Genomic DNA, 25,495 nt, shown 5'->3' on the forward strand with positions numbered 1-25,495 from the left:
ATAGAGGAACCACCTGTACCCATCTCGAACACAGAAGTTAAGCTCTATAGCGCCGAAAGTAGTTGCCGGATCGCTGGCTGCGAGGATAGGACGACGCGATGCCGTACATAGGAGAAGAGAGCAGTATTCGGAGAGGTGTCCGAGTCAGGCTTAAGGAGCACGCTTGGAAAGCGTGTAAGCGGTGAGAGCTGCTTCGAGGGTTCGAATCCCTTCCTCTCCATTTGGACGCTTAGCTCAGCTGGGAGAGCACCTGCCTTACAAGCAGGGGGTCACAGGTTCGATCCCTGTAGCGTCCATTTTGCGTATGTTATTATATATACGTTGCTCTCTGTGACATGAGCCTTAGGTGGCCTATGTGAGGTGCGAGTCCTTATCATGTCTTTCAACCTTTTTGGTTGATTTTAATAATAGTTATCGTAGGGATATAGTTTAACGGTAGAATAGCGGTCTCCAAAACCGTTGATGGGGGTTCGATTCCCTCTATCCCTGCCATGGCGGTAGTGGTGAAGTGGTTAACACACTGGTTTGTGGATCCAGCATGCGAGGGTTCGATCCCCTTCTACCGCCCTAATAAAGTTTCGACTTTATTCATGCCCTTGTGGCGGAATTGGCAGACGCGCTGGACTCAAAATCCAGTGGTGGCAACACCGTGTGGGTTCGACTCCCACCGAGGGCATCACAGAAGTTTCGGATTTCTTCCGAAGCTTTTTCTTTTACTATCTAAGTGGGGTAGTGGGGCTTGCTTTTATTTCTTGCGTAAATTTATTTGGAGGAAGATTTCTGACTTTGAGCTCATGGCTCAAAGTTTTTTTATTATTCTGAGCGCACTTGAACGCTTGTAAAATCGCCATTTTTTAGGTATTCTTAATGTTAGTATGCTGATGATTTGAAAAGGATGAAGTGACTTGAATACGGATGATTTTAAACAAGCTTTGGAAGCGTTTGGTATTAGGCTTTCTGACTTTCAAATGCAGCAATTTGAAAGCTATTATAAGCGATTGGTCGAGGTAAATCAGCAGTTTAATTTAACGGCTATTACTGAAAAACAGGATGTGTATTTAAAGCATTTCTATGATTCTTTGACACTTGCGGGCTACGTGAAATCTTTGCAGTCGGAAGAACTGACTTTGATTGATGTTGGGGCAGGTGCTGGTTTTCCATCCTTGCCGCTAAAGATAGCTTTTCCTAATTTAAAAGTAACGATGATTGATTCGCTTAATAAGCGGGTTAAGTTTCTTAAAGAAATGGTGCAGCTTCTTGGCTTGGATGGTGTGACCGTTTTGCATGGTCGTGCGGAAGATTATGGGCAGGATTCTCAGATGCGCGAATCTTTTGATATTGCGACTGCGCGCGCGGTTGCTCGCACCTCAGTCTTGTCTGAATATACTTTGCCTTTTGTTAAAATTGGTGGCCAGCTGCTGGTCATGAAGGCCTCGACTGCTGAAGCTGAATTAAAAGATTCAAAGGGTGCTTTAAAAGTCCTTGGCGGACAGTTGAAGGAGCAGTTCGACTTTGATTTACCAAATGGTGATCCGCGAGTTATTCAAGTGATTGATAAAGTTCAAAAGACACCTAAGAAGTATCCACGTCAGGCTGGTCTTCCCAGCAAGAAGCCGCTGCACTGAGCATTTTCGTAAAGGAGTTTGCGATGGCACATGTAATTGCCTTAGCCAATCAAAAAGGTGGCGTTGGTAAAACAACCACCAGTATAAATCTTGGCGCAGCTTTAGCTCAGGCGGGAAAGCGTGTGCTTTTGGTCGATATCGATCCTCAGGGAAATGCTACGAGTGGTTTGGGCGTCGACAAGTCCACTTTGAAGTCTGACGTTTATGACGTTTTGATTCAAGAGGCAACGGTTCGTGATGTGGTGGTTGCCACTGATAACATGGACCTAGTACCAGCGACGATTCAGCTTTCCGATAGTGAAGTGCAACTGGTCAATATTCCAGAACGAGAATATCGTTTGAAGAAGGCACTAGAGGCGGTGCAGGGGGAGTATGATTATATTTTGATCGACAATCCACCTTCATTAGGGCTATTGACGATTAATTCCTTTACTGCCGCTAATTCAGTATTGATTCCAGTCCAGACAGAGTTTTACGCCTTGGAAGGATTGGGACAGTTGATTAACACGGTTGAATTAGTTCGCCAGCAGTTTAATCCAGAATTGGAAATCGGTGGCATTCTTTTGACTATGTATGATGGTCGTACGAATTTGGCCAAGCAGGTTTCACAAGAGGTTCGCTCTTATTTCAAGGACCGGGTTTACCAAACGGTTATTCCACGAACGGTTCGTTTGTCGGAAGCACCGTCATATGGTCAAGCAATTATTGATTTTGACCCCCGTTCGCTTGGAGCGCGGGTATACACTGAGCTAGCTCAGGAGGTTTTGAAGCAATATGGTTAATAAAAAAGGTGGCTTAGGCAAAGGTATGGACTCCCTTTTTGGAGCTAACCGCGTTTCGCCTTCAGCCCTAGAACATTCGAAAACCATTCAGCGTAAACCTGAAGCGGGGGAAAAGGTTGAAAAGATCACGCTATCGTTAGTTGATCCTAATCCTTTTCAACCTCGTGAACATTTTGATCAAGAAGCCTTGCAGGAATTGGCGAATTCAATCAAAGAAAATGGTTTGTTGACGCCGATTATCGTTCGTCAGGCCGGCGATCGTTACCAGATTATTGCCGGAGAACGACGTGTACGAGCATCCAAGCTGCTAAAGCTGCGCAAAATTGATGCTATCGTTCGTAAGACGAATGATGACACCATGGCCACTTTGGCCTTGATTGAAAATTTGCAGCGCGACAATCTCAATCCAATCGAAGAAGCCCATGCTTTTGACGGCCTATTGAAGCAATTAAAGCTGAACCAAACGCAACTGGCTGAGAAATTGGGCAAGGAACGTACGACAATTGCTAACTCCTTGCGACTCTTGAAGTTGCCTGACGAAGTGCAAGATTTGGTTCAAAACAAGGAATTGTCGATGGGGCAGGCCCGGGCTTTGCTTGGTTTGGAAAAGTCGAACAAGTTAAAAGCAGCTTTGAAAGAAATTTTGGGTAAGGGGCTTAACGTTCGCCAGGTCGAACAACTGGTTAAGCGTTTGAACAGCGACCAGGCTGCACCGAAGAAAGCGCCAGAATCACCTTACGTGGCTGACCTTTCCAATCGTTTGGAAGAAAAGTTTGGTACCAAAGTACGCTTGCAAACCGGTGCTAAGGGAAAGGGTAAAATCGAAATTGATTTCCTTTCCAACGATGACTTGGCCCGCATCCTTGCTTTACTAGAAATTGAGGTGGACCAATGATGCCAGTTCCTGAATATCATTTACATGACGTTGTTGAAATGAAAAAGCCCCACGCTTGTGGGGCGAATGCCTGGGGAATCATGCGTTTAGGGGCGGACATTAAGCTGAACTGTACGGCTTGTAACCGCACCATCATGTTGACCCGTTTTAATTTCAACAAACGTTTAAAGAAAATTATTAAGTCAAATGCCACTCAAGAAGAGGGCTAGAAAGTAGGATTTTACTATGGCACTTACGGCCGGAATCGTTGGATTACCTAACGTTGGAAAATCAACACTATTTAACGCCATTACCAAGGCGGGCGCCGAGATGGCCAATTATCCTTTTGCCACTATCGAACCGAATGTTGGAATGGTGGAAGTGCCTGACAAGCGCTTGGCCCGCATTCAAGAAATTGAGCCTGCGGATAAGGTTATTCCAACTACTTTTGAATTTACGGATATCGCTGGAATTGTAAAGGGGGCTTCTCAAGGAGAAGGTCTTGGAAACAAGTTCTTGGAAAACATTCGCCAGGTCAACGCCATCGTCCACGTTATGCGTGCCTTCGATAACGACGAGATCATCCACGTTAACGGTGTTGTGAATCCTTTGGATGATATCGATACGATTAACACGGAATTGATTTTGGCTGATTTGGAAGCCGTTGATAAGCGTTATGCCAAGGTTGCACGAGCAGCTAAGGGGAGCGATAAGGCCGCCAAGGCCGAAGCCGCGGTTTTGGAAAAGATTAAGCCTGTTTTGGAAGCGGGTAAGTCAGTCCGTTCAATCGATTTTAACGAAGAAGAAGCAAAGGTTGTTAAGGGGCTCTTCCTTTTGACGGCCAAGCCCGTGCTTTACGTGGCCAACATCGCTGAAGAAGATATGGCGGATCCAACGAAGTCAAAGTACTACCAGCAAATTAAGGAATTTGCGGATAGTGAAAAGGCTGAAGTGATTGCTTTGTCAGCTGAAACGGAAGAGGAAATCGCTCAGTTAAATGATGACGAGAAGTCAGACTTCTTGGAATTGGCTGGCGTTGACGAACCTGGTTTGGACAAGTTGATTCGTGCCGCTTACCACTTGTTGGACTTGCGTACCTTCTTTACCGCTGGCGGTAAGGAAACTCGCGCTTGGACCTTTAAGGCGGGTGCTAAGGCACCACAAGCAGCGGGGGTTATTCACTCCGACTTTGAACGAGGCTTCATTCGGGCCGAAACGATGTCCTTTGAAGATTTGGACCATTACGGTTCCGTTAAGGCCGTTAAGGAAGCCGGTCGCCTTCGCTCAGAGGGTAAGGAATACGTTGTCCAAGATGGGGACATTATCGAATTCCGTTTCAACGTTTAATTAAATTTCTGTTAGGAGAATTGCATGTCGAATCAAGAACATGAACTAACGAAGAAAAATGAAGCTTTCGTTTTCCAGTTAGGTAAATTACTTGGTCAATCCGATAAGTTAGATGGTGACCAGGTTGATGATATTATTGCTGAAGTTCGTACGAAATTGTATGAAAATCAGTCAACTGGTCGGACGGCTGCCCAAATCTATGGGACGCCCAGCTTAGCTGCTAATCACTTTTTGGATCCTAAGCAAAATGCTAAGACGATGCAGGAATATTCTAACTGGACCCTGACCCTTGATACAGCGATGGCCTTTCTAACTTTTATTGCGCTCTACGTTGGCGCTACGATGTTACTTTCTAAGAACAGCAACACTGGGATTGGAATTACTTTTGTTTTGGCCATGCCATTCTTGATTGCATTCATGTACGTTGCTTTGATGCGCCGGCTTGTTCCTGATCCTAAGAATCCTAATCCTAAGCCAATTAAGCGCTGGGTTGCTTGGTTAACGATTCCAGGAATTACCATCTTTATGCTGGCAATCTCAGTGCTTTTGGTTTTGTTGCCCCACTTCCTCAATCCTGTTTTGCCAGGTTGGCTTTACATTGTCATTGGGGTTTTGGCCTTTGTGATCTTGCGTTGGAACCGTGGCCAGGCAGGTATGCACAATGTGGGAATTTTGGCAGTAAGCAAGTTGGCGCAACAATCGCGTGAACAGATGCAGAATAACAAGGATTAACTCATGAAAATTTTAGTTGTTGACGACGATGTCGAAATTGCAGAATTACTTGAAATTTACCTTAAAAATGAAAGCTACGAACCATTGATTGCCCATGATGGGAAGGAAGCTTTGTCAAAGCTGAACACTAATCCGGACGTGGCCTTGATGGTTTTGGACATTATGATGCCCAACATGTCTGGTTTGGAAGTGTTGAAGGCGGTTCGTAAGGATACTCATATTCCAATCTTGATGCTCTCAGCAAAGTCATCGGATATGGATAAGATTCAGGGCTTGGTTTCAGGCGCTGATGACTACGTGACGAAGCCATTCAATCCTTTGGAAGTTATGGCGCGCATCCGTTCTCTTTTGCGTCGCTCCCAAAACATGGTTCAAGACGAAAAGCCTGATGTGTTGAACATCGGCTCTTTGGTGATTAACAAGGACAGCCACGAAGTTAAGACCGCGGACGGTGAGCTAGTTAATTTGACGGCCCTTGAATTCGGTATTTTGTACTTGTTGGCTTCCCATCCAAACCGTGTCTTCTCAGCGGATGATATTTTTGAACGTGTTTGGCAGCAAGAATCCGTAGTCTCCGCCAAGACTGTTATGGTGCACGTTTCTCATTTGCGTGATAAGTTGGAAGAAGCAACCGATGGAGACCAAGTTATCCAGACTGTCTGGGGCGTTGGTTACAAGATTGAAGTGAATTAATGATGAAAAAGGCTAGCAAGCAACGATTAGAGATTTATTATTTTGGCAAAGGGGCGCTTTTGACCCTGATTACCATTCCAGGTCTCTTCTTTGTTTTTAATTCTTTACAAAAGCAAATGCCAGCCTGGTCAACAAAATTTTGTTGGCCTTTTTTTTGCTTAATCGCCTTCCTAATTTTAGGGGCTATCGTTTGGACTTCCTGGCGGGAGTGCAAGCAGGCGGTTTCGATTCAGCGTTTGACTGATGAATTGGCTCAGCAGGTTAACCAGGAACAAGGGCACACGATTGAATGGCAACATCCTGTCGATCAGCGAGTGGCCACTTTAACCAAGCAGTTTAACCAGGTTATTACCCGTTCCAACCAGCTTCATCAGCAGGAAGAAGAGACCAAGTCTTCTCGTGATGAAATGATGACGAATATTTCCCACGATTTACGGACGCCTTTGACTGCGATTATCGGGTATCTTGGTCTCGTGGTCATGCAAAAGGATCAGCTTTCGACGGCTGACCGCAACAAATACATCCAAACGGCCTATGACAAAGCCAACCAAATGAAAACTTTGGTGGAAGACCTCTTCGAGTTTTCAAAGACCCAGCTTCAAAATGCTAGTTTGAACATTACCGAATTTTCTGTCGGAGACCTCTTTGCCCAGCTTTTGGCTTCTTATGAAGTTGAAGCTCAGGAAAAAGGAATTGAGCTAACTTACCTGATTGAGCCCCGTCTGATTATCATGGAAGGCGATTCGGACAAGTTGGCCCGGGTCTTGATGAACCTGATTAACAATGCCTTTAAGTATGCTAAGGGCGCCACTTTTATTAAGTTGACGGCGCAGGTTCGCCCTAATGATCAAGTTGAAATTCGTGTCACCAACGACGGCGAATCGATTCCTCAGGATTCTTTGGATTCACTTTTTGATCGTTTTTACCGGGTGGAGAGCTCGCGTAACAGTAAAACCGGGGGAACCGGCTTGGGCCTTGCCATTGTGAAGGGCATCGTCGAACAGCATCACGGCCAGGTGAAGGTCGAATCAAGTCAAGAAGCTACATCCTTCGTGGTTTCCTTGCCTATTCACCAAGTTGCTACCAATGATGACGAGGGAGAATCTGTCAGTGACTAAACGTAATTTTCCATACAAAGCTTGGCTAGGTTTCATTGCAATACCGGGACTTATTGTCTTTCTTTTTGTGCATAATTTAATCGTTGATCATGCTAATCATGATATTCCCAACCAATTAAAGGCACAAAAGGTAGAACCGGTTTCTTTGAACGTGAATGCTAACTCAGCTTTGGTGGTTGATTTGTCGTCCGGACAAATTTTGGGTGAAAAGGACGCGAACAAACAGGTACCAATCGCTTCTCAATCGAAATTGCTAACGGCCTATGGTGTTTTGAAAGCGGTTAAGGTAGGGAAGATCTCCTGGCAGAGTCAGGTTAAAATTCCAGCCAGTGCCGACTTGTCTGGGCAAACTAAGGACCTTTTCTCTCACCTGGATATTAAGGCCGGTGATAAGGTCTCTGTTAAGGACCTCTACACGGCGATGTTCACCAACTCCGCCAACGATGCAGCCTTCTCCCTAGCTAGTTATTTGACGCCCAAGGGCAAGACGACCCAGGAAGTCTTGCAGGGCTGGGCAAAAGAATTGGATTTGACTGATTCGGCCTGGTACAACGCAGCCGGACAGAAAAACGGGGATGCATTCGGTAATCGAGTAAAATCAGCCCCAGATTCCGCCAGCAATCATGCTTCGGCTAAGGAATTAGCCAAGATTGTTCAGGCTGATCTTCAGCTGGATCCAGAACTAAAGCAAATCGCTAAAATGAAGACTTTGACTTACACCAAAAATGGTAAGAACAAGGTAACGGTTCAGACTGACTACGGGAAGGTCCAAGGCCAATTAAAACAAAACTACGGTAAGAACGATGTTTTGACGATTGGTGGTGTCAAAACCGGCTCCACTCCTGAATCCGGGGCGGCCTTCACCGGCTTTGTCACGGATTCCAAGGGACATGAATTTTTGACGGTCATTAATGGTGCCGGCGATTATCAAAATAAGACCCAACGCTTCCAGGCAACCTTCCAAATGGTTCGTCAGGTTTTGCAGGCCCGTAAGGCCCAAGACTTCAAGGCTGGCAGTAGCATGGCCCAGCAAAAGAAAGTTGATTCCGCCACAACCCGCTACCGCCGTATCCCGGTTCACGTTGCCCAGTCAAAGAGCTATTGGACTGACGCTGATCAGGCCCTTGAAATTCATGAGTTAAAGAATCTCAAAGATGACAAGGGGAAGGTAGCCAAGAACGAACTTGTTGCCCGAGCTCGATTAACCTTGGATACTGATTTCTTGAATGAGGATGATGGGGTTAGCTTGGCTGCAGACAAGGATGTTCCTGCAGTTGGTTTCTTTACTACTATCTGGCACTGGATTTGGCATTAATGGTAATTTTTAGATGTAAGCCCTTTCATAATCGATGGCTTGTGCTATAATAATGATAGCGGTTACATTACTGATAGAAAGGGAAGCGGTTCAGGAATGAACCCGGTATTAAAATGGCACAGATTCAATTTGATGCAAAGTCAGTCGAACAGTTTGTTGGCGCAAACGAATTAAAGGAGATTCAACCTTTAATTACCATGGCTGATCAGGAACTTCGCAATGGAACTGGCGCTGGTTCAGATTTCATTGACTGGTTAAACTGGCCCAGTGATTACGATAAGGAGGAGTTCGCACGCATTAAGGCGGCTGCTAAGCAGATTCAAAGCGACTCTAAAGTTCTTGTTGTGATTGGAATTGGTGGTTCCTACTTGGGTGCCAAGATGGCCTTTGATTTCTTGCATCCATCCTTTAATAACGAATTGGCGGATGACCAGCGCAAGGGCGTTAAGGTTTACTTCGCTGGAAATTCAATGTCAGCTTCCTACATCAACGACTTGATTCGTGTCATTGGCGACCAAGACTTTTCAGTTAATGTCATTTCAAAGTCAGGAACGACCACGGAACCATCGATTGCCTTCCGCGTTTTCAAGCAAAAGTTGATTGAAAAGTACGGTGAAGCTGCGGCTAAGAAGCGCATTTACGCCACAACGGATGCTAAGAAGGGTGCCTTGCACGATGAAGCCCAAGCAGCTGGTTATGAAACTTTTGTTATTCCTGATGGCATCGGTGGTCGTTTCTCAGTTTTGACGGCGGTAGGGCTTTTGCCAATTGCTGCTTCAGGTGCTGACGTTGACCAGTTAATGGCTGGTGCTAAGTCCGCTCAGGAAGAATATACCGAAACGGATTTGACCAAGAACGCTGCATATCATTACGCTGCCTTGCGCCGTATCCTTTACGACAAGGGTTACACGACTGAACTCTTGATTAACTGGGAGCCATCTTTGCAGTACTTGTCAGAGTGGTGGAAGCAGTTGATGGGTGAGTCTGAAGGTAAGAACCAGAAGGGCATCTATCCATCATCAGCCAACTACTCAACGGACTTGCATTCCTTGGGTCAGTATATCCAAGAAGGTCGTCGTGACCTCTTTGAAACGGTTGTGACCATCGACCAGCCAAACACGGATTTGGATGTTCCTAAGACGGCTGATAACGGCGATGGTTTGCAATACCTCGAAGGTAAGACCATTAACGAAGTTAACGCAACGGCTGCTCAAGGGGTTGTTTTGGCCCACTTAGATGGTGGTGTGCCAAACTTGGCCATTCGCTTGCCAAAGCAGGATGCCTTTACGCTCGGTCACTTGATCTACTTCTTTGAATTGGCCGTTGGTATCTCTGGTTACACCTTTGCTATCAACCCATTCAACCAACCCGGTGTTGAAGCCTACAAGACGGCCATGTTCGCCTTGCTGGGTAAGCCAGGTTACGAAGAAGAAACTAAGGCTTTCCGTGCCCGTTTAAATAAGTAAATTAAAAAAGCTCATCGTCATGATGGGCTTTTTAGTTTGCAAAAAATTGTTGCATGGCTAGGACACTTTTGTCGGGCCCAACAAAGTATACGGTATCGCCAGGTTCGATGACGGCGTAGGGCCCAGGGGAGAGGACCAATTCATCTTGATGAAGAATGGCCACGACTGTGGCACCGGTGTTTTGCCAGATGTTTAGCGTTCCAATTGATTGATGGAGCTTTTGACTGTCATCGTCAGGGATAAACTCATGGGGCGCCATGGGACTCTGCTGACGCACTTGCTGGGTTTGGTCAGCGAGTAGGCCGAGGAGTTGGTTTAAACTCGTTAGGTCCTCTTTTTGCCGCTTTAGAATTTCTTTAATCTCACGGTTGGTGGCCTGGATGTTGTTACTTGCGGAAGCTTGTGACAAGAAATCTTGGGCTTTTCCTCGTGATAGAACCTCGACCCCCGAGCCATGAACAGGCTTGACGATAGCGAGATCGGCAAGGACGGAAACAGCTTTGCGGGCCGTCTCAGCCGAAACACCATAGGTGGCAGCTAGGGTTGATCGGGCATGGAGTTTTTGACCAACTAGGAAATGATTATCAACGATGTCTTGTGCAATTTCTTGGGCAACTTTATGGTAACGCGGTTCGCGAATTTTCGGCATAAAAGCTCCGCCTTCATTATTTTAATAAAATTTGTTTCTACCCGACGAAGTCAGTAAATTTGACATCAAATCTGTGTCGTGTAGAATAGATATATCGTTACTGACCATCTTTATTAATTTATAAATGGTCACTTGTTAGTTTAATGTAAATCAACAAGATAGTCAAACGGGAGGGGCGCATGCCTAAAGTAGAATTAAAGCACCTGACCAAGATTTTCGGGAAGCATCAAAAGGCTGCCCTGAAGATGGTCAAGGAGCACAAAAGTAAGAACGAAATTTTTGAGAAAACCGGCTCGACTGTCGGGGTTTACGACATCAACCTTTCAGTTGATGAAGGTGAAATTTTCGTTGTCATGGGACTTTCTGGTTCAGGAAAGTCAACCATGATCCGGCTCTTGAATCGTTTGATTGAGCCAACCTCTGGTCAGATTTTCATTGATGGCCAGGAAATCACTAAGTTAAATAAGAAGCAGATGCTCAACATTCGTCGTAAGAAGATGAGCATGGTTTTCCAGAACTTCGGTCTTTTCCCACACAAGACCATCTTGGAAAACACCGAGTATGGCTTGCAAGTTCAGGGCGTGCCCGCAGAAGAGCGCCGCAAGCGTGCCGAAGCAGCCTTGGATAACTCCAAGTTGCTTTCCTTCAAGGATCAATATCCTAGCCAGTTGTCTGGTGGTATGCAGCAGCGTGTTGGTTTGTCACGTGCTTTGACCAACAACCCGGATATCTTGTTAATGGATGAAGCCTTCTCAGCCTTGGATCCCTTGGTTCGTCGTGAAATGCAAGATGAACTCTTGGATCTTCAAGCCAACTTGAAGAAGACCATTATTTTCATCACCCACGATTTGAATGAAGCGTTGCGTTTGGGTGACCGCATCGCCATCATGAAGGATGGACAAATCCAGCAAATCGGTACTGGTGAAGAAATTTTGACCCAGCCCGCTAACGATTACGTTGAGTCCTTCGTGGAAGATGTTGACCGTTCGAAGGTCTTGGTTGCTGAAAGCATTATGAAGCCAGGTGTCACGGTTAACGTTGATTCTGATGGACCTAACGTGGCTTTGCACCGTATGTCTGAAGAAAAGGTTTCTGGTGCGGTTGCCGTTGATAAGGAACGTCACTTCGTCGGTTACATTACTTCTGACGGTGCCGTTAAGGCCCGTAAGGAACAGTTGCCACTGAGCGAAGTTGTGACAGATATGCCAACGGTCAAGCCAGATACTTTGATTGCTGACATTATGAACATTATTTATGATGCCAACACGCCAGTTGCCGTAGTCGATGATGATCGCCGCCTTAAGGGAATCATCATTCGTGGTGCGGTGATTGAAGCGTTGGCCGATGATACTGATAGTCAGGGGGATGAATAAACATGTTCAATATTTTAACTTCCGTGCCCCAACTACCGCTTGAATCTTGGATTTCTGATGGTGTTAACTGGTTGACCACGCATTTGGCCGGCTTCTTCGACGTCCTTCAGCAAATCGGACAAAACGTCATGGATGCCATGACCAACTTCTTGACGGCCATTCCAATGCCGCTCATGATTATTGGTTTGACTTTGATTGCGATTGTTACGACGCCAAGAAAATGGGGCTTTCCACTCTTTGTTGCACTGGGCTTGCTCCTTGTTGCCAACCAGGGTCTCTGGAATGATTTGATGTCAACGACCACCTTGGTTGTGATGTCATCCTTGGTTTCAATTATTATCGGAATTCCACTTGGAATTTGGATGGGAAAGTCGGATCGTACCAATGCGATTGTGAAGCCAATTCTGGATTTCATGCAGACGATGCCCGCCTTCGTCTACTTGATTCCAGCCGTTGCCTTCTTCGGTATTGGTGTGGTTCCTGGGGTTTTCGCCTCCGTTATCTTCGCCTTGCCACCAGTTGTTAACTTCACCAACTTGGGTATCCGTCAGGTACCAAAGGCCTTGGTTGAAGCAGCTGATTCATTCGGTTCAACGACCTGGCAAAAGCTTTTCCAACTGGAATTGCCAAATGCTAAGAACACGATTATTGCCGGTACGAAGCAAACGATTATGCTAGCCCTTTCCATGGTGGTTACGGCTTCCATGATTGGTGCGCCCGGCCTTGGACGTGGTGTGTTGTCCGCCGTTCAGCACGCTGATGTTGGTTCTGGTTTCGTTAATGGAATTGCCTTGGTTATCTTGGCCATCATCATTGACCGCTTTATCCAGAAGATGGATACGCCGCCAGAATATGCGGTTAGCCACGGTAAGCTCCGTACTTGGATTGTCTGGGGTATCGTTGCCTTGATGGCAGTCGGTGGGGCAGTTAATTCATTTGCTAACCAAAAGTCTGCTGGTAAGACGATTAACCTGGGCTACGTGCAATGGGATTCCGAAGTTGCTTCAACCAATGTTTTGGCCGAAGCGATGGAACAGCATGGTTACAAGGTAACGATGACGCCGTTGGACAACGCCGTTTTGTGGCAGTCCTTGGCGAACAAGCAAGTGGATGCCACTGTTTCTGCTTGGTTGCCAAACACTCACCACGACTTGTATGAAAAGTACAAGAACGACATTGATGTGCTTGGTCCGAACTTGAAGGGCGTTAAGCTTGGTTTGGTTGTACCGGATTACATGGACGTTAACTCCATTTCAGATTTGACCAACCAAGCCAACAAGACCATCGTTGGAATCGAACCTGGTGCCGGTATCATGAAGGCCGCTGATAAGACCCTTAAGGCTTATCCAAACCTTTCCGGTTGGAATTTGCAGGCTTCATCTTCAGGTGCCATGACTTCTGCTTTGAACAAGGCTTATAACGCCAAGGAGCCAATCGTTGTGACTGGTTGGTCACCACACTGGATGTTTTCAAAGTACCACTTGAAGTACCTTGAAGATCCTAAGAAGACGATGGGAACCGAAGAAGCGATTAACACGGTTACTCGTAAGAACTTGAAGTCAACGAACCCAGATGCTTACAAGGTCCTTAAGAAGTTCCACTGGACCAAGGAAGATATGGAAAACGTGATGTTGTCTATCCAGAATGGTAAGTCACCTAAGGCTGCCGCTCAGGATTGGATCAAGAGCCACAAGCAACAAGTTGATGCTTGGTTTAAGTAATTCAATGTAAAAGAAAAGCCGCTCGTGCTGAGCGGCTTTTTTGGTGCTTGGATTTAATTACGCAACTTGCTTGGCTTCAAAGCTTTCAAGAGTTGCTTGGTGATGTTTTCGTCGCTGTAGGAGAGGACGTTGCGGGAATAAATTCGCTCGCCATACTTGGCTAACAAAACCAAAGCAAGCACTGAAATAGCTAAGGAAACAATCGCTAATGGCCAGTTTGCTGTGTGTGAAGCTAACTGCACAGGCATAAGGCTCTGGGCGACAAAAGGAATGTAGGAGAATACCTTTACTAGTCCATTTTGGGCACCTGCGGAACCAGCTGTGAGACCTAAAGTGTAGGGAACCATTGAAAGGTAGTTTACAGGTTGGATTGCCTGCTGGGTCTGAGAGGCATCATTGACCAAAGAAGCTGAAATGGCAACAAGGACAAGATAAAGTACGATGGCAACAATGACGAAAACCAAAGTATAAATCAAAACCGGCAAGGTTAGCATACCAAGGTATTCGTGGAAGAAACTTGTAATTTCTGGGAATTTTGTGATTGCAATAATTGCCGCAATCACAATGAGTAGAACATAGAAGGTAACTTGAGTAAGTAGAATACCGAGCACTCCAAAGATCTTTCCAAAGTACTGTGACTTTGCAGATGATGCTGCTAACAAAGTTTCCATGATACGGGATGATTTTTCATTTGAAATTTCGTTAGCAAGAATATTTGCGTAGAACAGAATTAGGAAGAAGACAATCACTGAGATAGCAAAACTTAGACCAGTGGTCGTTCCCTGACTAATCTGACTACTCTTCGTCTGGTTTTGTTCCATGACGACTGAATTAACAGAGTAAGGCTTATTAAGATCGTTAGCCTGTGAAGTTGTAAGACCGTACTTATTCGACTTTTGCTTGATTAACCACTTGTTCAAAAAGTCTTTCAAATCTTTGGTTTTGACATCATTACTTTTTGGTTGAGTGGTCAGCGTTGCTTTGTCAGCATGGAGAACTAAGACAGCGTCAAGGTCACCAGCTTTAAGTTCTTTCTTGGCTTGCTGTTCGTTAGTTATTTTGACGACATCTAAGTCTAAATCTTTTTGTGAATTTTTGATTTCCTGACGAAGTTCAGGTTGGTTAATGACCGCAATTTTAGGTGTATCAGTGTTTTGAAAGGCTGCAATACCTTGAACGATGGCGACCATCGCAATTAATCCGATTAAAGGAGTAAGCAAGACAAACCAGAATGATTTCTTTTTAACATATGTGATGTAGGTGTGCTTGGCGACTAAAGCAGTTTGGCTATTCATTAGTTGGCAACCTCCTGGCGGAAAATTTCATCGAGGGTTGGTGGCTGTTGGCTGAAGGCGGGGATGTAGCCGTTGGCCGTGACGATATTAAAGATTTCGTGGCCGACTTCTTCGTTGGCCAAAATCAATTCGAGACCTGCGCCCTGTTCTTCAACGGAAGTCACGCCCGGAACAGCGGCCAATTGTGCCGCGGAAAATCCAGGTGCTTCCACATATAGGCGAGTGCGGCCAAAACGTTCGCGGATTTCTTGTGTGCCACCTTGCAAGACTGTCTTACCCTTTTTGAGCATGGTCAAGTGGTCGGAAATCTTGGTTACGTTGTTCATGTCGTGACTGGAGAAGATGATGGAAGCGCCTTGATCGCGGAAACGAAGGATTTCGTTCATCATCAAGCTAGTGTTGACGGGATCCAAACCAGAAAATGGTTCATCTAAGATGATGAAGTTGGGCTTGAAAATCATTGCCGCAATCATCTGGATTTTCTGGGCGTTTCCCTTTGAAAGACTTTGTACTTTGTCTTTAGGCTGACCAACAACATCGAGGCGGGACATCCACTTCTTGAGTTCGGCTTGGGCATCGGCACGGGCCATACCATGCAGGGCGGCCATGTAGACGATTTGATCCTCGATGCTTTGCTTCTGGTAGAGACCACGTTCTTCTGGTAGGAAGCCAATCTTCTGGCGGCGAGCCGTTGTGATTGGCTGACCGTCCCAAGTGATCTTACCCTTCGTTGGTTGGATAAAGTTCAAAATCATGCGGAAGGTGGTGGTTTTACCGGCACCGTTTTGGCCAATTAGGCCCATTACAGAGCCTGGTTTGAGGCTGAGATTGAGGTCCGTCACAGCCGTGTGAAGGCCGAAATCTTTTTGGACGTGTTCGAGATTAATCATGGGAATCCTTTCTGTTTAGGAGAATTTGTTGAGTAGCAAGTAGGAAAGTAGGTAAATTGCGGAAGCAATTGTGATAACTCCACTGATTAATATTCCAGCTTTTAAGTTAGCAACGCAGTAGAAATAGGCCATCAGTAGGAGGCTGAGCGCTTCAAAGGCGACAAAGCCGATTTTGGCAGCGCGCGTGTTGTTTAACTGAACTCGTTCATCACTTTCTTTGATTTTGGCTTGTTGGAGTTTGTCAGGGTGTTTTTTGATATTTAGATATAGTAATAAGTAAAAGACAGCTATAACTAAAAACGCAGTTATGAATCCGGTGAGAAGCCCTAGTTTTGCAGCTTTACTTACGTCAGCAAAGACGAAAATCGTCGCATAGAAAATGGCACAAAAGGCAGCGATTAATGAGTAACGCATCACTAAGATTTTACGATATTGGTTGTTGGTTACGGATGGATTGACGCTGATGAATAGGTATTTGAGCATGTGAGGTCCTTAATTGTATTTGTTTAGAAGGGTGCGAGTGATGATTGATAGCCATACATTTCCCATAAGGAACCACCAAAAAATATTTGCTAGATGTTCCGGACCTTCGAACATGTAGTAGGCCCAGAAAAGTGTTGAAACATAGCTCATAGTGATGACGGAAACACGGTAAGCTTTCATTTCATTTTGAACCCGGCGTTCATCAGTGGCATTTATTTTCTTTTCCAGGACTTCTTTATCTGAAAGTTTATACATTCGGACGCAGTAGAAGACTGTTAATAATGCGAAGAAGACAAACATTGATGCTAAGAAGATTAGTTTTCCAGTAAAAGTGTATTCACTTTTTGCGGTAACAGGTGCTATGAGTGCCGAAATAAACATAAAAAGATAAGCTGATGTTATGGAGAAAATAATTCGATGGCAATAGATTTTACGATACTCATTTACTGTAATTGATGAGGGGATGGTTCCAAATAGATATTTAAACGTGTTCATGATTTTTCCTTTCAAGGTAATTTGTTGAGTAAGTACCAGACAATGCGGTAAATAATTACTGATCCGAATGCAATTAGCATTAGCGCCAAAGAGAATTCATATTTTTCTATTCGAGCAGAGTAGATTCCTGCTGCATAAATTGCAACTAAGAGTGTAAAGTAAGAAACTTTCAAGGCTCTTAAACTGTTATATTTGCTTCGTTCATCCGTTTCTTTGATTTTTTTCTGTTGAACTTTCTTTAATGGCATGTTTTTAGCTTGACGGAAAGTTACCCAAACAATCAAAAGAACAACAACGGCTACAAAACTAATGCGTAACAAGAAGCCTTTATCCGTGAGAAATGCCAATGGGTGGGTGTCCATGAACGATGTTGCTAATAGGCCACCTATAGCACCCCAAACTGCTGCTAAGCTACGTACTTCCAGAATTTTTCGATATTCTTCGTCACTGATAACGACTGGTGCAGTGGAAAATAAATATTTTAAATTTTTTCATCTTACTCCTCCTCAAAAGTAAAAATATCTTCGATTGTTGTGTTGAAATAGGTGGCTAAGCGGTGCGCCAGCATCAGCGAGGCATTGTATTTTCCCCGTTCGAGGGAGATGATGGTTTGCCGGCTGACCTGCAGCTGGTCCGCTAACTCCGCCTGAGTAACGTGATGTTCCTGGCGAAGTTCCTGGATTTTATTTTTCAATCTTTGCTCTCCTTGTTAAGCAAACTTTACATTTAGGATAGCAAATCAGCTTTTTGATGTAAAGGGTACTTAACATTACATTTATATTTTCAAAAGATTACAGATTATTACAAATGTTTATAATTGACGCGGGGCAAGGGATTTAGTAAACTATTATATGTTCTGGCCCTATGGTCAAGTGGTTAAGACGTCGGCTTCTCAGGCCGAAATCGAGGGTTCGACTCCCTCTGGGGCTACTATGAAAAGGACCTATCTAGCATTTGCTGTTAGATAGGTCTTTTGTTTGCCATGCAGAGTATAGCCACAAGTGCTATATTAAAAATAAAATTGATTGGGGAGAGAAGTATGAAGAAGGTTTGGAGAGTTCACCGCTGACATTGTGACCGGCGCTTTGCTTCTACTTTTCACTCAGGTCGCCTAAAAGTAAGAAATAACTGAGGCTCTAATGAAAAAATTTTTCCTAACATCATACTTAGCAGGGACAGCACCTTTGCTTGCTGGTTTCCTGAAAAAGGACACTAATCAGCCGCAACGAACACTCTTCATTACCACCGCAGGTAACGTCGAAAGCTACACGCGCTATATTAGTGAAGGACGGGCGACTTTGGTTAAATTGGGTCTGCAAATTGACGAGCTGGACATTGCAGCTGTTGATGAAGCCACGGCCCGAGAACAAATTAAACAAGCAGAAATGATCACCATCGTCGGCGGTAATACCTTTTATTTGCTGCAGGAATTGAAGAGGAAGGATTTGCTGCCACTGCTTCGGGAAAAGTGTGAGGCTGGCACACCCTATATTGGGGAATCGGCTGGATCAATTATTCTGGCACCGGATATTAGTTATGCGCAAATCGTCGACAGCCCTGACCTGGCGCCGGAATTAAAGGACTATAGTGGTTTAGCGCTGACGGATTTTTACACCCTGCCACATTACATCGAACCGCCTTTTACCGAAGAGGTTCAGGAAACCTATCGACGGTATCACGACCAACAGGATTTGGTGCCGATTAGTAACTCGGAGGCGATTGTCGTGACTGGGGATGAATATAAAGTTGTGAAATAAAAACCGCCCTCCCCCGAGTGCGGTTTTTTTATCGATAGCGCTGGCTATACTTTGCCATGTAATCGGCATGATACTGGTTGTAATCCAGACCCAATCTTTCGAGTTTTTGATTGGTCTCTTCATTGATTGGAACGTAACCTTTTTTCAGCAATTGTTTAATGTGCATTGTGTTGTACTGAGATCCTAAGTAAATGTGTAGTAATGTACCGGCCGCCCCCAATGTTATGAGTGATGCAATGTTACCCAAAATGAAAAAGCCAAAAAACATGGCGTAATCACCACGAAAAAGCATCGGCCAGGCATCCCAAAACAGGGACGTCCAGGAAAAACCAGTTATTGTGGTAACTCGTTCGCCGGTGTCTTGCTGAACAAGTTGAACATACTGCCGCATAATAAATCCCCTTACTTCAATAATCTTCTCTCTAGATATTTTAAATTATAGCCGAATTATGAAAGTCTTGTCACTGTTTTTAAAAAAGTAAACTAAAAATAAAATCAATGGCGAGAAAGTCCTACAAGTGGGATTTGTTCTCCAGAAAAGCATAGCCAGCTGACGTGACCTTATTAATCGTAAAGTCATATTCGCCAGAAAAATATGCTTTAATGTACTGTTTCTCGTAGAGTGATTCAACGCAGCGGCGAATTTTGTCAGGCGAATATTTTTGATTTAGTAAGCGCTGCACATCGTCAGCAGTGGTGGGTAAAGCATCATCTTTTTCCTTGGCTTCAGCAATGAGCAAAATTTTGCGGGCGAGTCTTGGGGATTTAATCATAGAACCTCTTGTTTGTTTAATATTTTCGTAGATAGTATAGCAAGTATATTAAAATCACGCGAAGTATACCAAGTATACTTTGTGAAATCGGAGTATACTAAGTATACTTTGTGAAGTTTAGAATTATAGAAAGTGCGCCATTATGAACCTATTCCGGAAACCCAGCCTGAACAAATCCATTGCCGCCCGAACCAAGGGCCGTGCAACGCGTCAACTCAAGAAAGCTTTGATTCCTGGCTACGGCCAAAAGGGGATGGGGATGGCCCGTCCTAAGCGTGCCATCTACAACAAGGTTTATCGCAAGTCGACGATTGGCTGGAAAGATTTATTCAAATAAAAAGCGTTGCCAATTGGCAACGCTTTTTTAGACGAGGAGCATAAAGAGGTAAATCGTGAAGGCCGAAGCAATGGTGCTAATTAGCTGAGTCGACGCAATCGTTGCTTCGCGAATTCGATAGCGGATTGCGATGGTAACGGGCATAGCTGGTGAGGGAAGGGCCATCGTGATCACAATCATTTTGATTAAATCGTGCGGCAAGTTTAACAGGGACATGACAGCCAGCAGAAGGCCCGGTATGGCGATGTTGTGGAAGACGACGGTCTGTGCAACTAACTTGTTAAAGACGACGCGGTTAGTAAAGAGCGTGATTCCAATTGAGAAAAGTGCAATCCCGCTGGCGGCTTTTCCAAAGGCCAAAAAGATAATTTCAGCATGGGCTGGGACTGGAATTCCTAGAAAAGATAGGAAAAAGGCTGCGAAGGGGGCGAAAACCAAAGGGTTTTTAAAAGTGTCAACAATCTTGCGAGCGATAGAACTTTGCTTATCAACCAACGCGAGTGCCAGTGGAATGGTAATCAGGTTGGAAAAGAGCGCATAGATGCCAATGATAATGGCGCTCACCTTTGCTGAGAAAACGATTGGCAATAAGGCTGATCCGATAAAGGGTACCGAGGCGTTGGCTACCGAAAGCGTCAGCAAGGCACTGCCGCTCTGTTCAATTTTCATTCCATAACGGTAATAAAAAAAGAAAATGGCAAAAGCGACGACCATCGTTGCTAGAATCCAAAAGGCGAGCGGACCGTACTGACTTAGCTGTCCACGGGGCGTTTCCCAAATGCCGATGAAAATACTAAGGGGCAGGGCGTACTTCATGGTTAACTTGGCCAGCTGCTTGTTGTCTGCCTCGTCGAAGTCACCATGGCGGGCAGCGAAGTAGCCCAAAATGATGGTCCCCAGGACTGCTAGAATCGGTATAACAAGAATTCCCATTGATTAATCTCCCATCTGTTTTGTTTGATTATAGACCTGAAAATTAGATTTTCTTTATTTTTGTCAGGAAAACCGCCATTGGATAAAGAATACATTTTTAAGCTTGCTAAAGCAGAAATCTTGCAGTAAGATTAAAGAAATTATCATTATTCGTTGAAAAGATGAGTAGTTTAGCTAAAGTGCAAGAGAGAGTTCGGGTAGGTGTAAGCGAACCACGGCGGCTAAACGAAGAATGGTCTTGGAGAATTAGAAGGTGAAGCCTTAGCCTTTTACGTCTGACAGTCGTTATCCTGTTATAAAGTGACAGACTTCGGTCTGTAATGAAGATGGTACCGCGAGCACTCGTTCTTTGATGAACGGGTGCTTTTTATTTTGGAGGCCGACATGGCAGAAGCAGAAACAAAATTGAATCATTCGATGAACACCAATCACCTGATTGCGCTTTCCCTTGGGGGTGTGATTGGAACCGGAATTTTTATGTCCCCGGGTTACTTCATCAAAACCGCTGGACCACTTGGCACAATCGGCGCCTATTTGATTGGGGCCTTGCTCGTGACGCTGGTCATGATGTGTCTGAGTGAACTCTCGGTTTATATGCCCACAACCGGGGCCTTTCACGACTACGCAACGAAATTCATTAACCCGGGCGTCGGCTTCGTAGTTGCGTGGCTTTACTGGTTAACCTGGACCATCGCGCTGGGCTCGAATTTACTGTCCATGTCAATCTTGACGCAGCGCTGGTTGCCCAGCATTTCCGTTTGGGAAATCAGTCTTGTTTACGGCGCCATTATCTTGGTTTTGAACCTCTTTAACCTTGCTTGGTTTAACAAGAGTGAAGCGGTTACTTCCTGGATTAAGACGATTGCTTTGTTGGTTTTCATTATCATTGGCCTGCTGATGGTCTTTCGGGTGGTGCCGGTTCATCACTTGCAGACGCTACCTGATTTTCGTGAATTGACCCGTCAGGGTTGGTTGCCACACGGTTGGGGACCCATCATCGCCACGGTTTTGACCGCTAACTTTGCCTATTCTGGTACTGAAATGATTGGGGTTGCCGCTGGGGAAACAAAGAATCCGGCCAAAATGGTGCCTCAAGCAATTAAACGAACGTTGATTATCTTGATTGTCCTCTTCATCGGAGCAATCGTGGTCATGGGCTCCCTTTTGGCACCCAGCGACAAGGCCTTGGTGACGAGTCCCTTTGTTGAAATCTTGAATCAGGCTAGCATCCCATATGCAGCCGATGTTATGAATGCGGTCTTGATCATCACGCTTTTCTCGGCCTCTAACGCCGGCGTATATGCGGCCTCCCGTATGATTTGGTCACTGGCTAATCAAGGGCAAATTGCCAAGCGCTGGGGCAGGTTGACCAAGCATGGTTTGCCCGTTTATGGACTGCTACTAACCATGTTGGGTGGTGCCTTGTCATTGCTATCCTGTGTCTACTCGGCGCAGGCCCTTTACCTGGCCTTGACCGCTTTGTCAGCCTTCGCTGTGGTTGGCGTTTGGCTAGTAATCGGCTGGTCGCAGCTAAACTTCCGCAAGCACTTTTTGCAGGAACACAGCCTGTCTGAATTGAAGTATCGGGCTCCCTGGTATCCGGTCCTTCCTTGGCTAGTTATCATCTTCTGCCTTGTCTCCATGGTTGGCATTGGTTTTGACCCCGACCAGCGGATTGCCCTCATTATCGGCTTCCCGTTTTCACTAATTGTTTACGCTTATTATCAATTCCGTCACCGTTCAAGTAAGAAAGGAAATTAAATATGTCAAACTTTATCGATTGGGAAAAATCACAAAAAACCATTCTTTTTGACTCGTCCATGGGCTTAGGTTTGAAAAGTCTAGGCTTCGACGTCAACAACCCACTTTGGACCGCCAAGGCCTTGGTTACGGATCCGGACAAAATTTATCAGGTGCACCGCGAGTACTTTGATGCGGGTTCGAACATTGCCTCAACGGATTCCTACCAAGCTAATTTGGCTGGTTTTATCGACCAGGGATACACCCGCGACGAAGCCGAAAAGTGGATTAAGGGGTCCGTTCAGCTTGCACAAAAGGCCCGTGAAGACAGCACAGGGAAGCAGACCAAGTGGGTCGCAGGTGCGATCGGACCTTACGGGGCCTACTTGGCCGATGGTTCAGAATATACTGGCGATTATAGCCTGAGCGATGAAGACTTGCGCGCTTTCCACCAGGACCGTTTGGACTGGCTAATTGCGGCAGGCGTTGATTTGTTGGCGATTAAGACTATTCCTAATTTCAAGGAAATCCAGGTTTTGGCTCAGATGATTTCCAAGTATCCAGACGTACCGGTTTACTTCTCCCTGTCCTTAAAGGATGCTCATCATTTGAGCGACGGCACGGACTTGCATATCGTGCAGGATTTCTTGGAAAAGCAGCCTAGCATCGTAGCCTACGGGGCCAACTGCTTCCACCCCCGTTTCGCCGATGATGCGATTAAGTACTTCACGGAGAACGCCAAGGGCGACAAGGATATCTTGATTGCACCCAACGCCGGTGGCCAGTACGATCCATCCGTCAAAAAGTGGGGCGAACCAATCGACAAGGTCTTCTCTGACAATGCCCCTAAGTGGCGTGAAGAAGGGGCTAAGTGGATTGGCGGCTGCTGCGAAATGAAGCCCGAAGAAATGCAAGCTGTTCATGACGAATTGGTGCAATAAAAAAAGCCCGGAAGGGCTTTTTATTTTTGATCTAATTTCTTTTCGATTTGGGCCAAACGTTCTTCAATTCGGCTTAAGCTCTCTTCGATTTTGTCATTCTCGTTTTCCTGGTCTTGGTGAACGAAGAAGGAGGTCACGGTACTCGTGATACTTCCAATCAAGCCAATGCCGACGATCATGAGGATGCCGGCAACGACTTTTCCCAGAATTGTGTGGGGTGAAATGTCGCCGTAACCAACCGTCGTAGTCGTGGCGATTGCCCACCAAATGCCGTCACCAAAGCTTGTATCTTCTGACAAGGCGTAAACGCCGCCACCGAGCAGCATGATTGCAATGGCGGACAAAAGGACGTAGATGAAGCCGTTTGTTTTGAAGAAACGAGCGAAGTTCCCCTGTAATTTCTTAGAGAAACCAACAATGCGGACAACTTGTAGAATTTTGATAATTTTGACGGCTCGCGTAACACGGAAAATCGAGAAGATGGCATCAAAGGGCATGATGGCAATCAGGTCAAAAATATTCTTCTTGAAGAAATCCCATTTGTTTTTAGCCAGGGTGAAGCGTGTCACATAGTCAATCCAGAAGTAGAGCAGGATGGAATAGTTGATGAAGTTATAGGGCCAGTCGCTCATGTGGATGACGCCCGTGATGTCCAGCAGGGATAAGAGAATCGCCACGATGGCTAGAACGAGGGATGCGAAATAATAGAGTGCTTTCATAACTTTAGTATACATAAAAAAGCCCGTGGGACGGGCTTTTTTCTTAGCGTTGTGAACGGCGGTAGCCGGCATTGAGGGCTTCTTGTTCACTATTGAAATAGACGACGTTTCCACTATTCATATGGTAACTTTGTTGACCAGGCACGTGATAGACACGGGTACGTGAGTTACCAATGATTGCTCCTTGCGAAGCAGTATTATAGTCGTTTGCGGGCGCCTGATTTGCTGGCGCTGCCGGAGCAGGGGCAGGCGCTGCATTGATGGTTGAATTATTTTGGGATTCAGCTGCAGGTTGACTAGGAGCTGCGGTGTTAGCTGAAGATGATGAAGTGCTTGAAGTTTGCTTGCCCTTGGAAGTGCTGTGCTTCTTAGCAGAACTTGAACTAGATGAAGACTTCTTCTCATGAGAGCTCTTATGTTTTTTAACTGAGCTAGAATTTGAAGAGGAATTTTTCTTAGCAGATTTGTGTTTCTTTACGGAACTAGAACTGCTTGATGATTTTTCCTTTTCGCTGGAACTTGAACTTGATGAAGTAACCTTAGTAGCCGTTTGTGTTTGCGATGATTCTGAATCTTTTGAATCTGCAGTGGCACCCGTCATAATGAAGGTAAGAAGGGCAGCAACTGTGATACCGATTTTCTTTCCTCGCGAAGAACGTAAACCATTCTTTTTGTTCTTACGCCACAAAACAATGGCATAAATGATTACTGCTAAAAAAATTAAACAAAATATAGACGACACTTTCTCTCTCCTGGAGCTTTTTGCGTGGTTCACTGCTTGCACGTAGAAGTTCGGTGGGGATGAATATGTATGCCCAAAAGGGCGTTGAAATTAAGAAATCTTGTGAATGTTAACGATTTTAATCGTAGGATACTTTGTGTCATCTACTTTTGAATCTGATACAAACGATTTTTGCTTGCCCAGCAGGATCCCTTCGATAGATACCTTATCGCCTTCTTTGAATCCTGATTTAGTATAGTCGGCTTGGAAATGTCCTGTATATAACTTAGAGTTCTGATCAGTAGATGCGGAAATCCAAAGACCCTTGCCACCACTCAATGTCCCCAACTCTGCATTTTCCAGTTTGATGCTCTTACCAATATTTGATGATTTTTCAATATCATCTAAATCCCAGTTGTTGGCATTTTGTACGGCTTCTGCATCATTGTATTGATAATTTGTTTTGCTATCCGAAGTTTTCTTTTTAGATGATGAAGACTTCGATTTAGAACTACTTTGTGATGACTTTGAATTGTCATCTGAATTTGACGATTGACTCCATATAATTAAGGCTACTAATGCCAACAGAGCTAACGAAATTTTCACTAATTTTGATGAATGTTGACCGTTCTTTTTATTTCTACGCCAAAGAACAATTGAATAGATGATGATTCCTAGAAATACTATACAAAAAAATGCTCCCACTGTTTCTCTCT

Annotated in this window: 29 protein-coding genes, 6 tRNA genes, 1 rRNA gene and 1 other annotated feature; of the genes, 23 read left to right on the plus strand and 13 right to left on the minus strand. The window is 45.1% G+C overall.

What is annotated here, in order from left to right:
* From rrf to ABSY64_RS00080, 16 genes are all read left to right on the plus strand, one after another.
* Nucleotides 1–102 (plus strand): 5S ribosomal RNA (rrf, locus tag ABSY64_RS00005); the annotation flags it as partial.
* Between the two features lie 27 nt (nucleotides 103–129).
* A tRNA-Ser gene (locus ABSY64_RS00010) sits at nucleotides 130–220 on the plus strand.
* A 3-nt stretch (nucleotides 221–223) separates the two neighbouring features.
* Nucleotides 224–296: transfer RNA gene (locus ABSY64_RS00015), tRNA-Val, on the plus strand.
* Between the two features lie 122 nt (nucleotides 297–418).
* A tRNA-Trp gene (locus tag ABSY64_RS00020) sits at nucleotides 419–492 on the plus strand.
* A gap of 2 nt (nucleotides 493–494) precedes the next feature.
* Nucleotides 495–567 (plus strand) — tRNA-His (locus tag ABSY64_RS00025).
* 25 nt (nucleotides 568–592) lie between these two features.
* Nucleotides 593–676: transfer RNA gene (locus ABSY64_RS00030), tRNA-Leu, on the plus strand.
* 229 nt (nucleotides 677–905) lie between these two features.
* Complete coding sequence (rsmG, locus tag ABSY64_RS00035) at nucleotides 906–1,625, plus strand: 16S rRNA (guanine(527)-N(7))-methyltransferase RsmG (protein WP_349641020.1); 720 nt, start codon at nucleotides 906–908, stop codon at nucleotides 1,623–1,625.
* A 23-nt stretch (nucleotides 1,626–1,648) separates the two neighbouring features.
* Nucleotides 1,649–2,407 (plus strand): ParA family protein, encoded by a 759-nt coding sequence (locus ABSY64_RS00040; protein WP_349641021.1) that lies wholly within the window; start codon nucleotides 1,649–1,651, stop codon nucleotides 2,405–2,407.
* Nucleotides 2,400–3,302, plus strand: coding sequence for a ParB/RepB/Spo0J family partition protein (locus tag ABSY64_RS00045; protein WP_349641022.1), 903 nt, complete (start codon nucleotides 2,400–2,402; stop codon nucleotides 3,300–3,302). Before ABSY64_RS00040 ends, ABSY64_RS00045 begins: the two co-directional genes overlap by 8 nt.
* Nucleotides 3,299–3,511, plus strand: coding sequence for a DUF951 domain-containing protein (locus tag ABSY64_RS00050; RefSeq protein ID WP_349641023.1), 213 nt, complete (start codon nucleotides 3,299–3,301; stop codon nucleotides 3,509–3,511). The genes ABSY64_RS00045 and ABSY64_RS00050 overlap by 4 nt, the downstream gene beginning before the upstream one ends.
* Before the next feature lie 16 nt (nucleotides 3,512–3,527).
* Nucleotides 3,528–4,628 carry a redox-regulated ATPase YchF gene (gene ychF / locus ABSY64_RS00055; RefSeq protein ID WP_349641024.1) on the plus strand — a complete coding sequence of 367 codons (1,101 nt, stop codon included), beginning with the start codon at nucleotides 3,528–3,530 and terminating at the stop codon, nucleotides 4,626–4,628.
* A 24-nt stretch (nucleotides 4,629–4,652) separates the two neighbouring features.
* Entirely contained in the window at nucleotides 4,653–5,360 is a 708-nt protein-coding gene (locus tag ABSY64_RS00060) for a DUF1129 domain-containing protein (RefSeq protein WP_349641025.1), read from the plus strand.
* 3 nt (nucleotides 5,361–5,363) lie between these two features.
* Nucleotides 5,364–6,053, plus strand: coding sequence for a response regulator (locus ABSY64_RS00065; protein WP_349641026.1), 690 nt, complete (start codon nucleotides 5,364–5,366; stop codon nucleotides 6,051–6,053).
* Nucleotides 6,053–7,171 carry a sensor histidine kinase gene (locus ABSY64_RS00070; protein WP_349641027.1) on the plus strand — a complete coding sequence of 373 codons (1,119 nt, stop codon included), beginning with the start codon at nucleotides 6,053–6,055 and terminating at the stop codon, nucleotides 7,169–7,171. Before ABSY64_RS00065 ends, ABSY64_RS00070 begins: the two co-directional genes overlap by 1 nt.
* On the plus strand, nucleotides 7,164–8,486 hold the full coding sequence (locus tag ABSY64_RS00075) for a D-alanyl-D-alanine carboxypeptidase family protein (RefSeq protein ID WP_349641028.1): 1,323 nt from the start codon (nucleotides 7,164–7,166) through the stop codon (nucleotides 8,484–8,486). Before ABSY64_RS00070 ends, ABSY64_RS00075 begins: the two co-directional genes overlap by 8 nt.
* Before the next feature lie 113 nt (nucleotides 8,487–8,599).
* Nucleotides 8,600–9,952 (plus strand): glucose-6-phosphate isomerase, encoded by a 1,353-nt coding sequence (locus ABSY64_RS00080; protein WP_349641029.1) that lies wholly within the window; start codon nucleotides 8,600–8,602, stop codon nucleotides 9,950–9,952.
* A gap of 31 nt (nucleotides 9,953–9,983) precedes the next feature.
* Here the strand turns inward: ABSY64_RS00080 and ABSY64_RS00085 are convergent, their stop codons facing one another.
* Complete coding sequence (locus tag ABSY64_RS00085) at nucleotides 9,984–10,601, minus strand: GntR family transcriptional regulator (protein WP_349641030.1); 618 nt, start codon at nucleotides 10,599–10,601, stop codon at nucleotides 9,984–9,986.
* Nucleotides 10,602–10,780: 179 nt separating this feature from the next.
* Here ABSY64_RS00085 and ABSY64_RS00090 point away from each other — a divergent pair, with 179 nt between their 5' ends.
* Nucleotides 10,781–11,974 (plus strand): quaternary amine ABC transporter ATP-binding protein, encoded by a 1,194-nt coding sequence (locus ABSY64_RS00090; RefSeq protein ID WP_349641031.1) that lies wholly within the window; start codon nucleotides 10,781–10,783, stop codon nucleotides 11,972–11,974.
* 2 nt (nucleotides 11,975–11,976) lie between these two features.
* Nucleotides 11,977–13,695 carry an ABC transporter permease/substrate binding protein gene (locus tag ABSY64_RS00095; protein ID WP_349641032.1) on the plus strand — a complete coding sequence of 573 codons (1,719 nt, stop codon included), beginning with the start codon at nucleotides 11,977–11,979 and terminating at the stop codon, nucleotides 13,693–13,695.
* A 53-nt stretch (nucleotides 13,696–13,748) separates the two neighbouring features.
* Here the strand turns inward: ABSY64_RS00095 and ABSY64_RS00100 are convergent, their stop codons facing one another.
* From ABSY64_RS00100 to ABSY64_RS00125, 6 genes are all read right to left on the minus strand, one after another.
* On the minus strand, nucleotides 13,749–14,990 hold the full coding sequence (locus ABSY64_RS00100; protein ID WP_349641033.1) for an ABC transporter permease: 1,242 nt from the start codon (nucleotides 14,988–14,990) through the stop codon (nucleotides 13,749–13,751).
* A complete protein-coding gene (locus tag ABSY64_RS00105; RefSeq protein ID WP_349641034.1) occupies nucleotides 14,990–15,880 on the minus strand; it encodes an ABC transporter ATP-binding protein in 891 nt (296 codons plus the stop codon). Before ABSY64_RS00105 ends, ABSY64_RS00100 begins: the two co-directional genes overlap by 1 nt.
* 15 nt (nucleotides 15,881–15,895) lie before the next feature.
* A complete protein-coding gene (locus ABSY64_RS00110; RefSeq protein ID WP_349641035.1) occupies nucleotides 15,896–16,363 on the minus strand; it encodes a hypothetical protein in 468 nt (155 codons plus the stop codon).
* 9 nt (nucleotides 16,364–16,372) lie between these two features.
* A complete protein-coding gene (locus ABSY64_RS00115; RefSeq protein ID WP_349641036.1) occupies nucleotides 16,373–16,858 on the minus strand; it encodes a hypothetical protein in 486 nt (161 codons plus the stop codon).
* An 11-nt stretch (nucleotides 16,859–16,869) separates the two neighbouring features.
* Nucleotides 16,870–17,220, minus strand: coding sequence for a hypothetical protein (locus tag ABSY64_RS00120; protein ID WP_349641037.1), 351 nt, complete (start codon nucleotides 17,218–17,220; stop codon nucleotides 16,870–16,872).
* 134 nt (nucleotides 17,221–17,354) lie between these two features.
* Complete coding sequence (locus ABSY64_RS00125) at nucleotides 17,355–17,552, minus strand: helix-turn-helix transcriptional regulator (protein ID WP_349641038.1); 198 nt, start codon at nucleotides 17,550–17,552, stop codon at nucleotides 17,355–17,357.
* A 164-nt stretch (nucleotides 17,553–17,716) separates the two neighbouring features.
* On the opposite strand from ABSY64_RS00125, the gene ABSY64_RS00130 reads away from it, so the two are divergent.
* Both ABSY64_RS00130 and ABSY64_RS00135 read left to right on the plus strand, forming a co-directional pair.
* Nucleotides 17,717–17,788: transfer RNA gene (locus tag ABSY64_RS00130), tRNA-Glu, on the plus strand.
* Between the two features lie 209 nt (nucleotides 17,789–17,997).
* Entirely contained in the window at nucleotides 17,998–18,615 is a 618-nt protein-coding gene (locus ABSY64_RS00135; protein ID WP_349641039.1) for a Type 1 glutamine amidotransferase-like domain-containing protein, read from the plus strand.
* A gap of 28 nt (nucleotides 18,616–18,643) precedes the next feature.
* On the opposite strand, the gene ABSY64_RS00140 is transcribed toward ABSY64_RS00135, so the two are convergent.
* Both ABSY64_RS00140 and ABSY64_RS00145 read right to left on the minus strand, forming a co-directional pair.
* Nucleotides 18,644–19,006: a hypothetical protein gene (locus tag ABSY64_RS00140; protein WP_349641040.1), complete on the minus strand. Its 363-nt coding sequence runs from the start codon at nucleotides 19,004–19,006 to the stop codon at nucleotides 18,644–18,646.
* A 121-nt stretch (nucleotides 19,007–19,127) separates the two neighbouring features.
* Nucleotides 19,128–19,388, minus strand: a complete 261-nt coding sequence (locus ABSY64_RS00145) for a hypothetical protein (protein ID WP_349641041.1) — start codon at nucleotides 19,386–19,388, stop codon at nucleotides 19,128–19,130.
* Between the two features lie 142 nt (nucleotides 19,389–19,530).
* Between ABSY64_RS00145 and ABSY64_RS00150 the strand changes: the two genes are divergently transcribed.
* A complete protein-coding gene (locus ABSY64_RS00150; RefSeq protein ID WP_349641042.1) occupies nucleotides 19,531–19,725 on the plus strand; it encodes a hypothetical protein in 195 nt (64 codons plus the stop codon).
* A gap of 27 nt (nucleotides 19,726–19,752) precedes the next feature.
* Here ABSY64_RS00150 and ABSY64_RS00155 read toward each other — a convergent pair whose 3' ends face one another.
* The gene (locus ABSY64_RS00155) at nucleotides 19,753–20,658 is read right to left on the minus strand and encodes an AEC family transporter (RefSeq protein WP_349641043.1); all 906 of its coding nucleotides are present in this window, start codon (nucleotides 20,656–20,658) and stop codon (nucleotides 19,753–19,755) included.
* 144 nt (nucleotides 20,659–20,802) lie between these two features.
* Nucleotides 20,803–21,011 (plus strand) — a binding site (T-box leader).
* A gap of 31 nt (nucleotides 21,012–21,042) precedes the next feature.
* Between ABSY64_RS00155 and ABSY64_RS00160 the strand changes: the two genes are divergently transcribed.
* On the plus strand, nucleotides 21,043–22,419 hold the full coding sequence (locus ABSY64_RS00160) for an amino acid permease (RefSeq protein ID WP_349641044.1): 1,377 nt from the start codon (nucleotides 21,043–21,045) through the stop codon (nucleotides 22,417–22,419).
* Between the two features lie 2 nt (nucleotides 22,420–22,421).
* Nucleotides 22,422–23,339, plus strand: a complete 918-nt coding sequence (mmuM, locus tag ABSY64_RS00165) for a homocysteine S-methyltransferase (RefSeq protein ID WP_349641045.1) — start codon at nucleotides 22,422–22,424, stop codon at nucleotides 23,337–23,339.
* Between the two features lie 20 nt (nucleotides 23,340–23,359).
* Here the strand turns inward: mmuM and ABSY64_RS00170 are convergent, their stop codons facing one another.
* The 3 genes from ABSY64_RS00170 to ABSY64_RS00180 form a co-directional block, all read right to left on the minus strand.
* On the minus strand, nucleotides 23,360–24,073 hold the full coding sequence (locus ABSY64_RS00170; protein WP_349641046.1) for an ion channel: 714 nt from the start codon (nucleotides 24,071–24,073) through the stop codon (nucleotides 23,360–23,362).
* A gap of 28 nt (nucleotides 24,074–24,101) precedes the next feature.
* On the minus strand, nucleotides 24,102–24,800 hold the full coding sequence (locus ABSY64_RS00175) for a sunset domain-containing protein (RefSeq protein ID WP_349641047.1): 699 nt from the start codon (nucleotides 24,798–24,800) through the stop codon (nucleotides 24,102–24,104).
* 90 nt (nucleotides 24,801–24,890) lie between these two features.
* Nucleotides 24,891–25,484 carry a hypothetical protein gene (locus ABSY64_RS00180; protein WP_349641048.1) on the minus strand — a complete coding sequence of 198 codons (594 nt, stop codon included), beginning with the start codon at nucleotides 25,482–25,484 and terminating at the stop codon, nucleotides 24,891–24,893.
* Nucleotides 25,485–25,495 lie beyond the last annotated feature (11 nt).

The sequence above is a fragment of the Eupransor demetentiae genome (genome assembly GCF_963930865.1).
Lineage (GTDB): Bacteria > Bacillota > Bacilli > Lactobacillales > Lactobacillaceae > Eupransor > Eupransor demetentiae.

Excerpts from the sequence above, each read along its gene's own strand:
- ABSY64_RS00040 (WP_349641021.1), top strand. The coding sequence starts at position 1,649 with ATGGCACATGTAATTGCCTTAGCCAATCAAAAAGGTGGCGTTGGTAAA.
- ABSY64_RS00045 (WP_349641022.1), top strand. The coding sequence starts at position 2,400 with ATGGTTAATAAAAAAGGTGGCTTAGGCAAAGGTATGGACTCCCTTTTT.
- ABSY64_RS00050 (WP_349641023.1), top strand. The coding sequence starts at position 3,299 with ATGATGCCAGTTCCTGAATATCATTTACATGACGTTGTTGAAATGAAA.
- ychF (WP_349641024.1), top strand. The coding sequence starts at position 3,528 with ATGGCACTTACGGCCGGAATCGTTGGATTACCTAACGTTGGAAAATCA.
- ABSY64_RS00060 (WP_349641025.1), top strand. The coding sequence starts at position 4,653 with ATGTCGAATCAAGAACATGAACTAACGAAGAAAAATGAAGCTTTCGTT.
- ABSY64_RS00065 (WP_349641026.1), top strand. The coding sequence starts at position 5,364 with ATGAAAATTTTAGTTGTTGACGACGATGTCGAAATTGCAGAATTACTT.
- ABSY64_RS00070 (WP_349641027.1), top strand. The coding sequence starts at position 6,053 with ATGATGAAAAAGGCTAGCAAGCAACGATTAGAGATTTATTATTTTGGC.
- ABSY64_RS00080 (WP_349641029.1), top strand. The coding sequence starts at position 8,600 with ATGGCACAGATTCAATTTGATGCAAAGTCAGTCGAACAGTTTGTTGGC.
- ABSY64_RS00085 (WP_349641030.1), bottom strand. The coding sequence starts at position 10,601 with ATGCCGAAAATTCGCGAACCGCGTTACCATAAAGTTGCCCAAGAAATT.
- ABSY64_RS00090 (WP_349641031.1), top strand. The coding sequence starts at position 10,781 with ATGCCTAAAGTAGAATTAAAGCACCTGACCAAGATTTTCGGGAAGCAT.
- ABSY64_RS00095 (WP_349641032.1), top strand. The coding sequence starts at position 11,977 with ATGTTCAATATTTTAACTTCCGTGCCCCAACTACCGCTTGAATCTTGG.
- ABSY64_RS00100 (WP_349641033.1), bottom strand. The coding sequence starts at position 14,990 with ATGAATAGCCAAACTGCTTTAGTCGCCAAGCACACCTACATCACATAT.
- ABSY64_RS00105 (WP_349641034.1), bottom strand. The coding sequence starts at position 15,880 with ATGATTAATCTCGAACACGTCCAAAAAGATTTCGGCCTTCACACGGCT.
- ABSY64_RS00110 (WP_349641035.1), bottom strand. The coding sequence starts at position 16,363 with ATGCTCAAATACCTATTCATCAGCGTCAATCCATCCGTAACCAACAAC.
- ABSY64_RS00115 (WP_349641036.1), bottom strand. The coding sequence starts at position 16,858 with ATGAACACGTTTAAATATCTATTTGGAACCATCCCCTCATCAATTACA.
- ABSY64_RS00120 (WP_349641037.1), bottom strand. The coding sequence starts at position 17,220 with ATGGACACCCACCCATTGGCATTTCTCACGGATAAAGGCTTCTTGTTA.
- ABSY64_RS00135 (WP_349641039.1), top strand. The coding sequence starts at position 17,998 with ATGAAAAAATTTTTCCTAACATCATACTTAGCAGGGACAGCACCTTTG.
- ABSY64_RS00140 (WP_349641040.1), bottom strand. The coding sequence starts at position 19,006 with ATGCGGCAGTATGTTCAACTTGTTCAGCAAGACACCGGCGAACGAGTT.
- ABSY64_RS00145 (WP_349641041.1), bottom strand. The coding sequence starts at position 19,388 with ATGATTAAATCCCCAAGACTCGCCCGCAAAATTTTGCTCATTGCTGAA.
- ABSY64_RS00150 (WP_349641042.1), top strand. The coding sequence starts at position 19,531 with ATGAACCTATTCCGGAAACCCAGCCTGAACAAATCCATTGCCGCCCGA.
- ABSY64_RS00155 (WP_349641043.1), bottom strand. The coding sequence starts at position 20,658 with ATGGGAATTCTTGTTATACCGATTCTAGCAGTCCTGGGGACCATCATT.
- ABSY64_RS00160 (WP_349641044.1), top strand. The coding sequence starts at position 21,043 with ATGGCAGAAGCAGAAACAAAATTGAATCATTCGATGAACACCAATCAC.
- mmuM (WP_349641045.1), top strand. The coding sequence starts at position 22,422 with ATGTCAAACTTTATCGATTGGGAAAAATCACAAAAAACCATTCTTTTT.
- ABSY64_RS00170 (WP_349641046.1), bottom strand. The coding sequence starts at position 24,073 with ATGTATACTAAAGTTATGAAAGCACTCTATTATTTCGCATCCCTCGTT.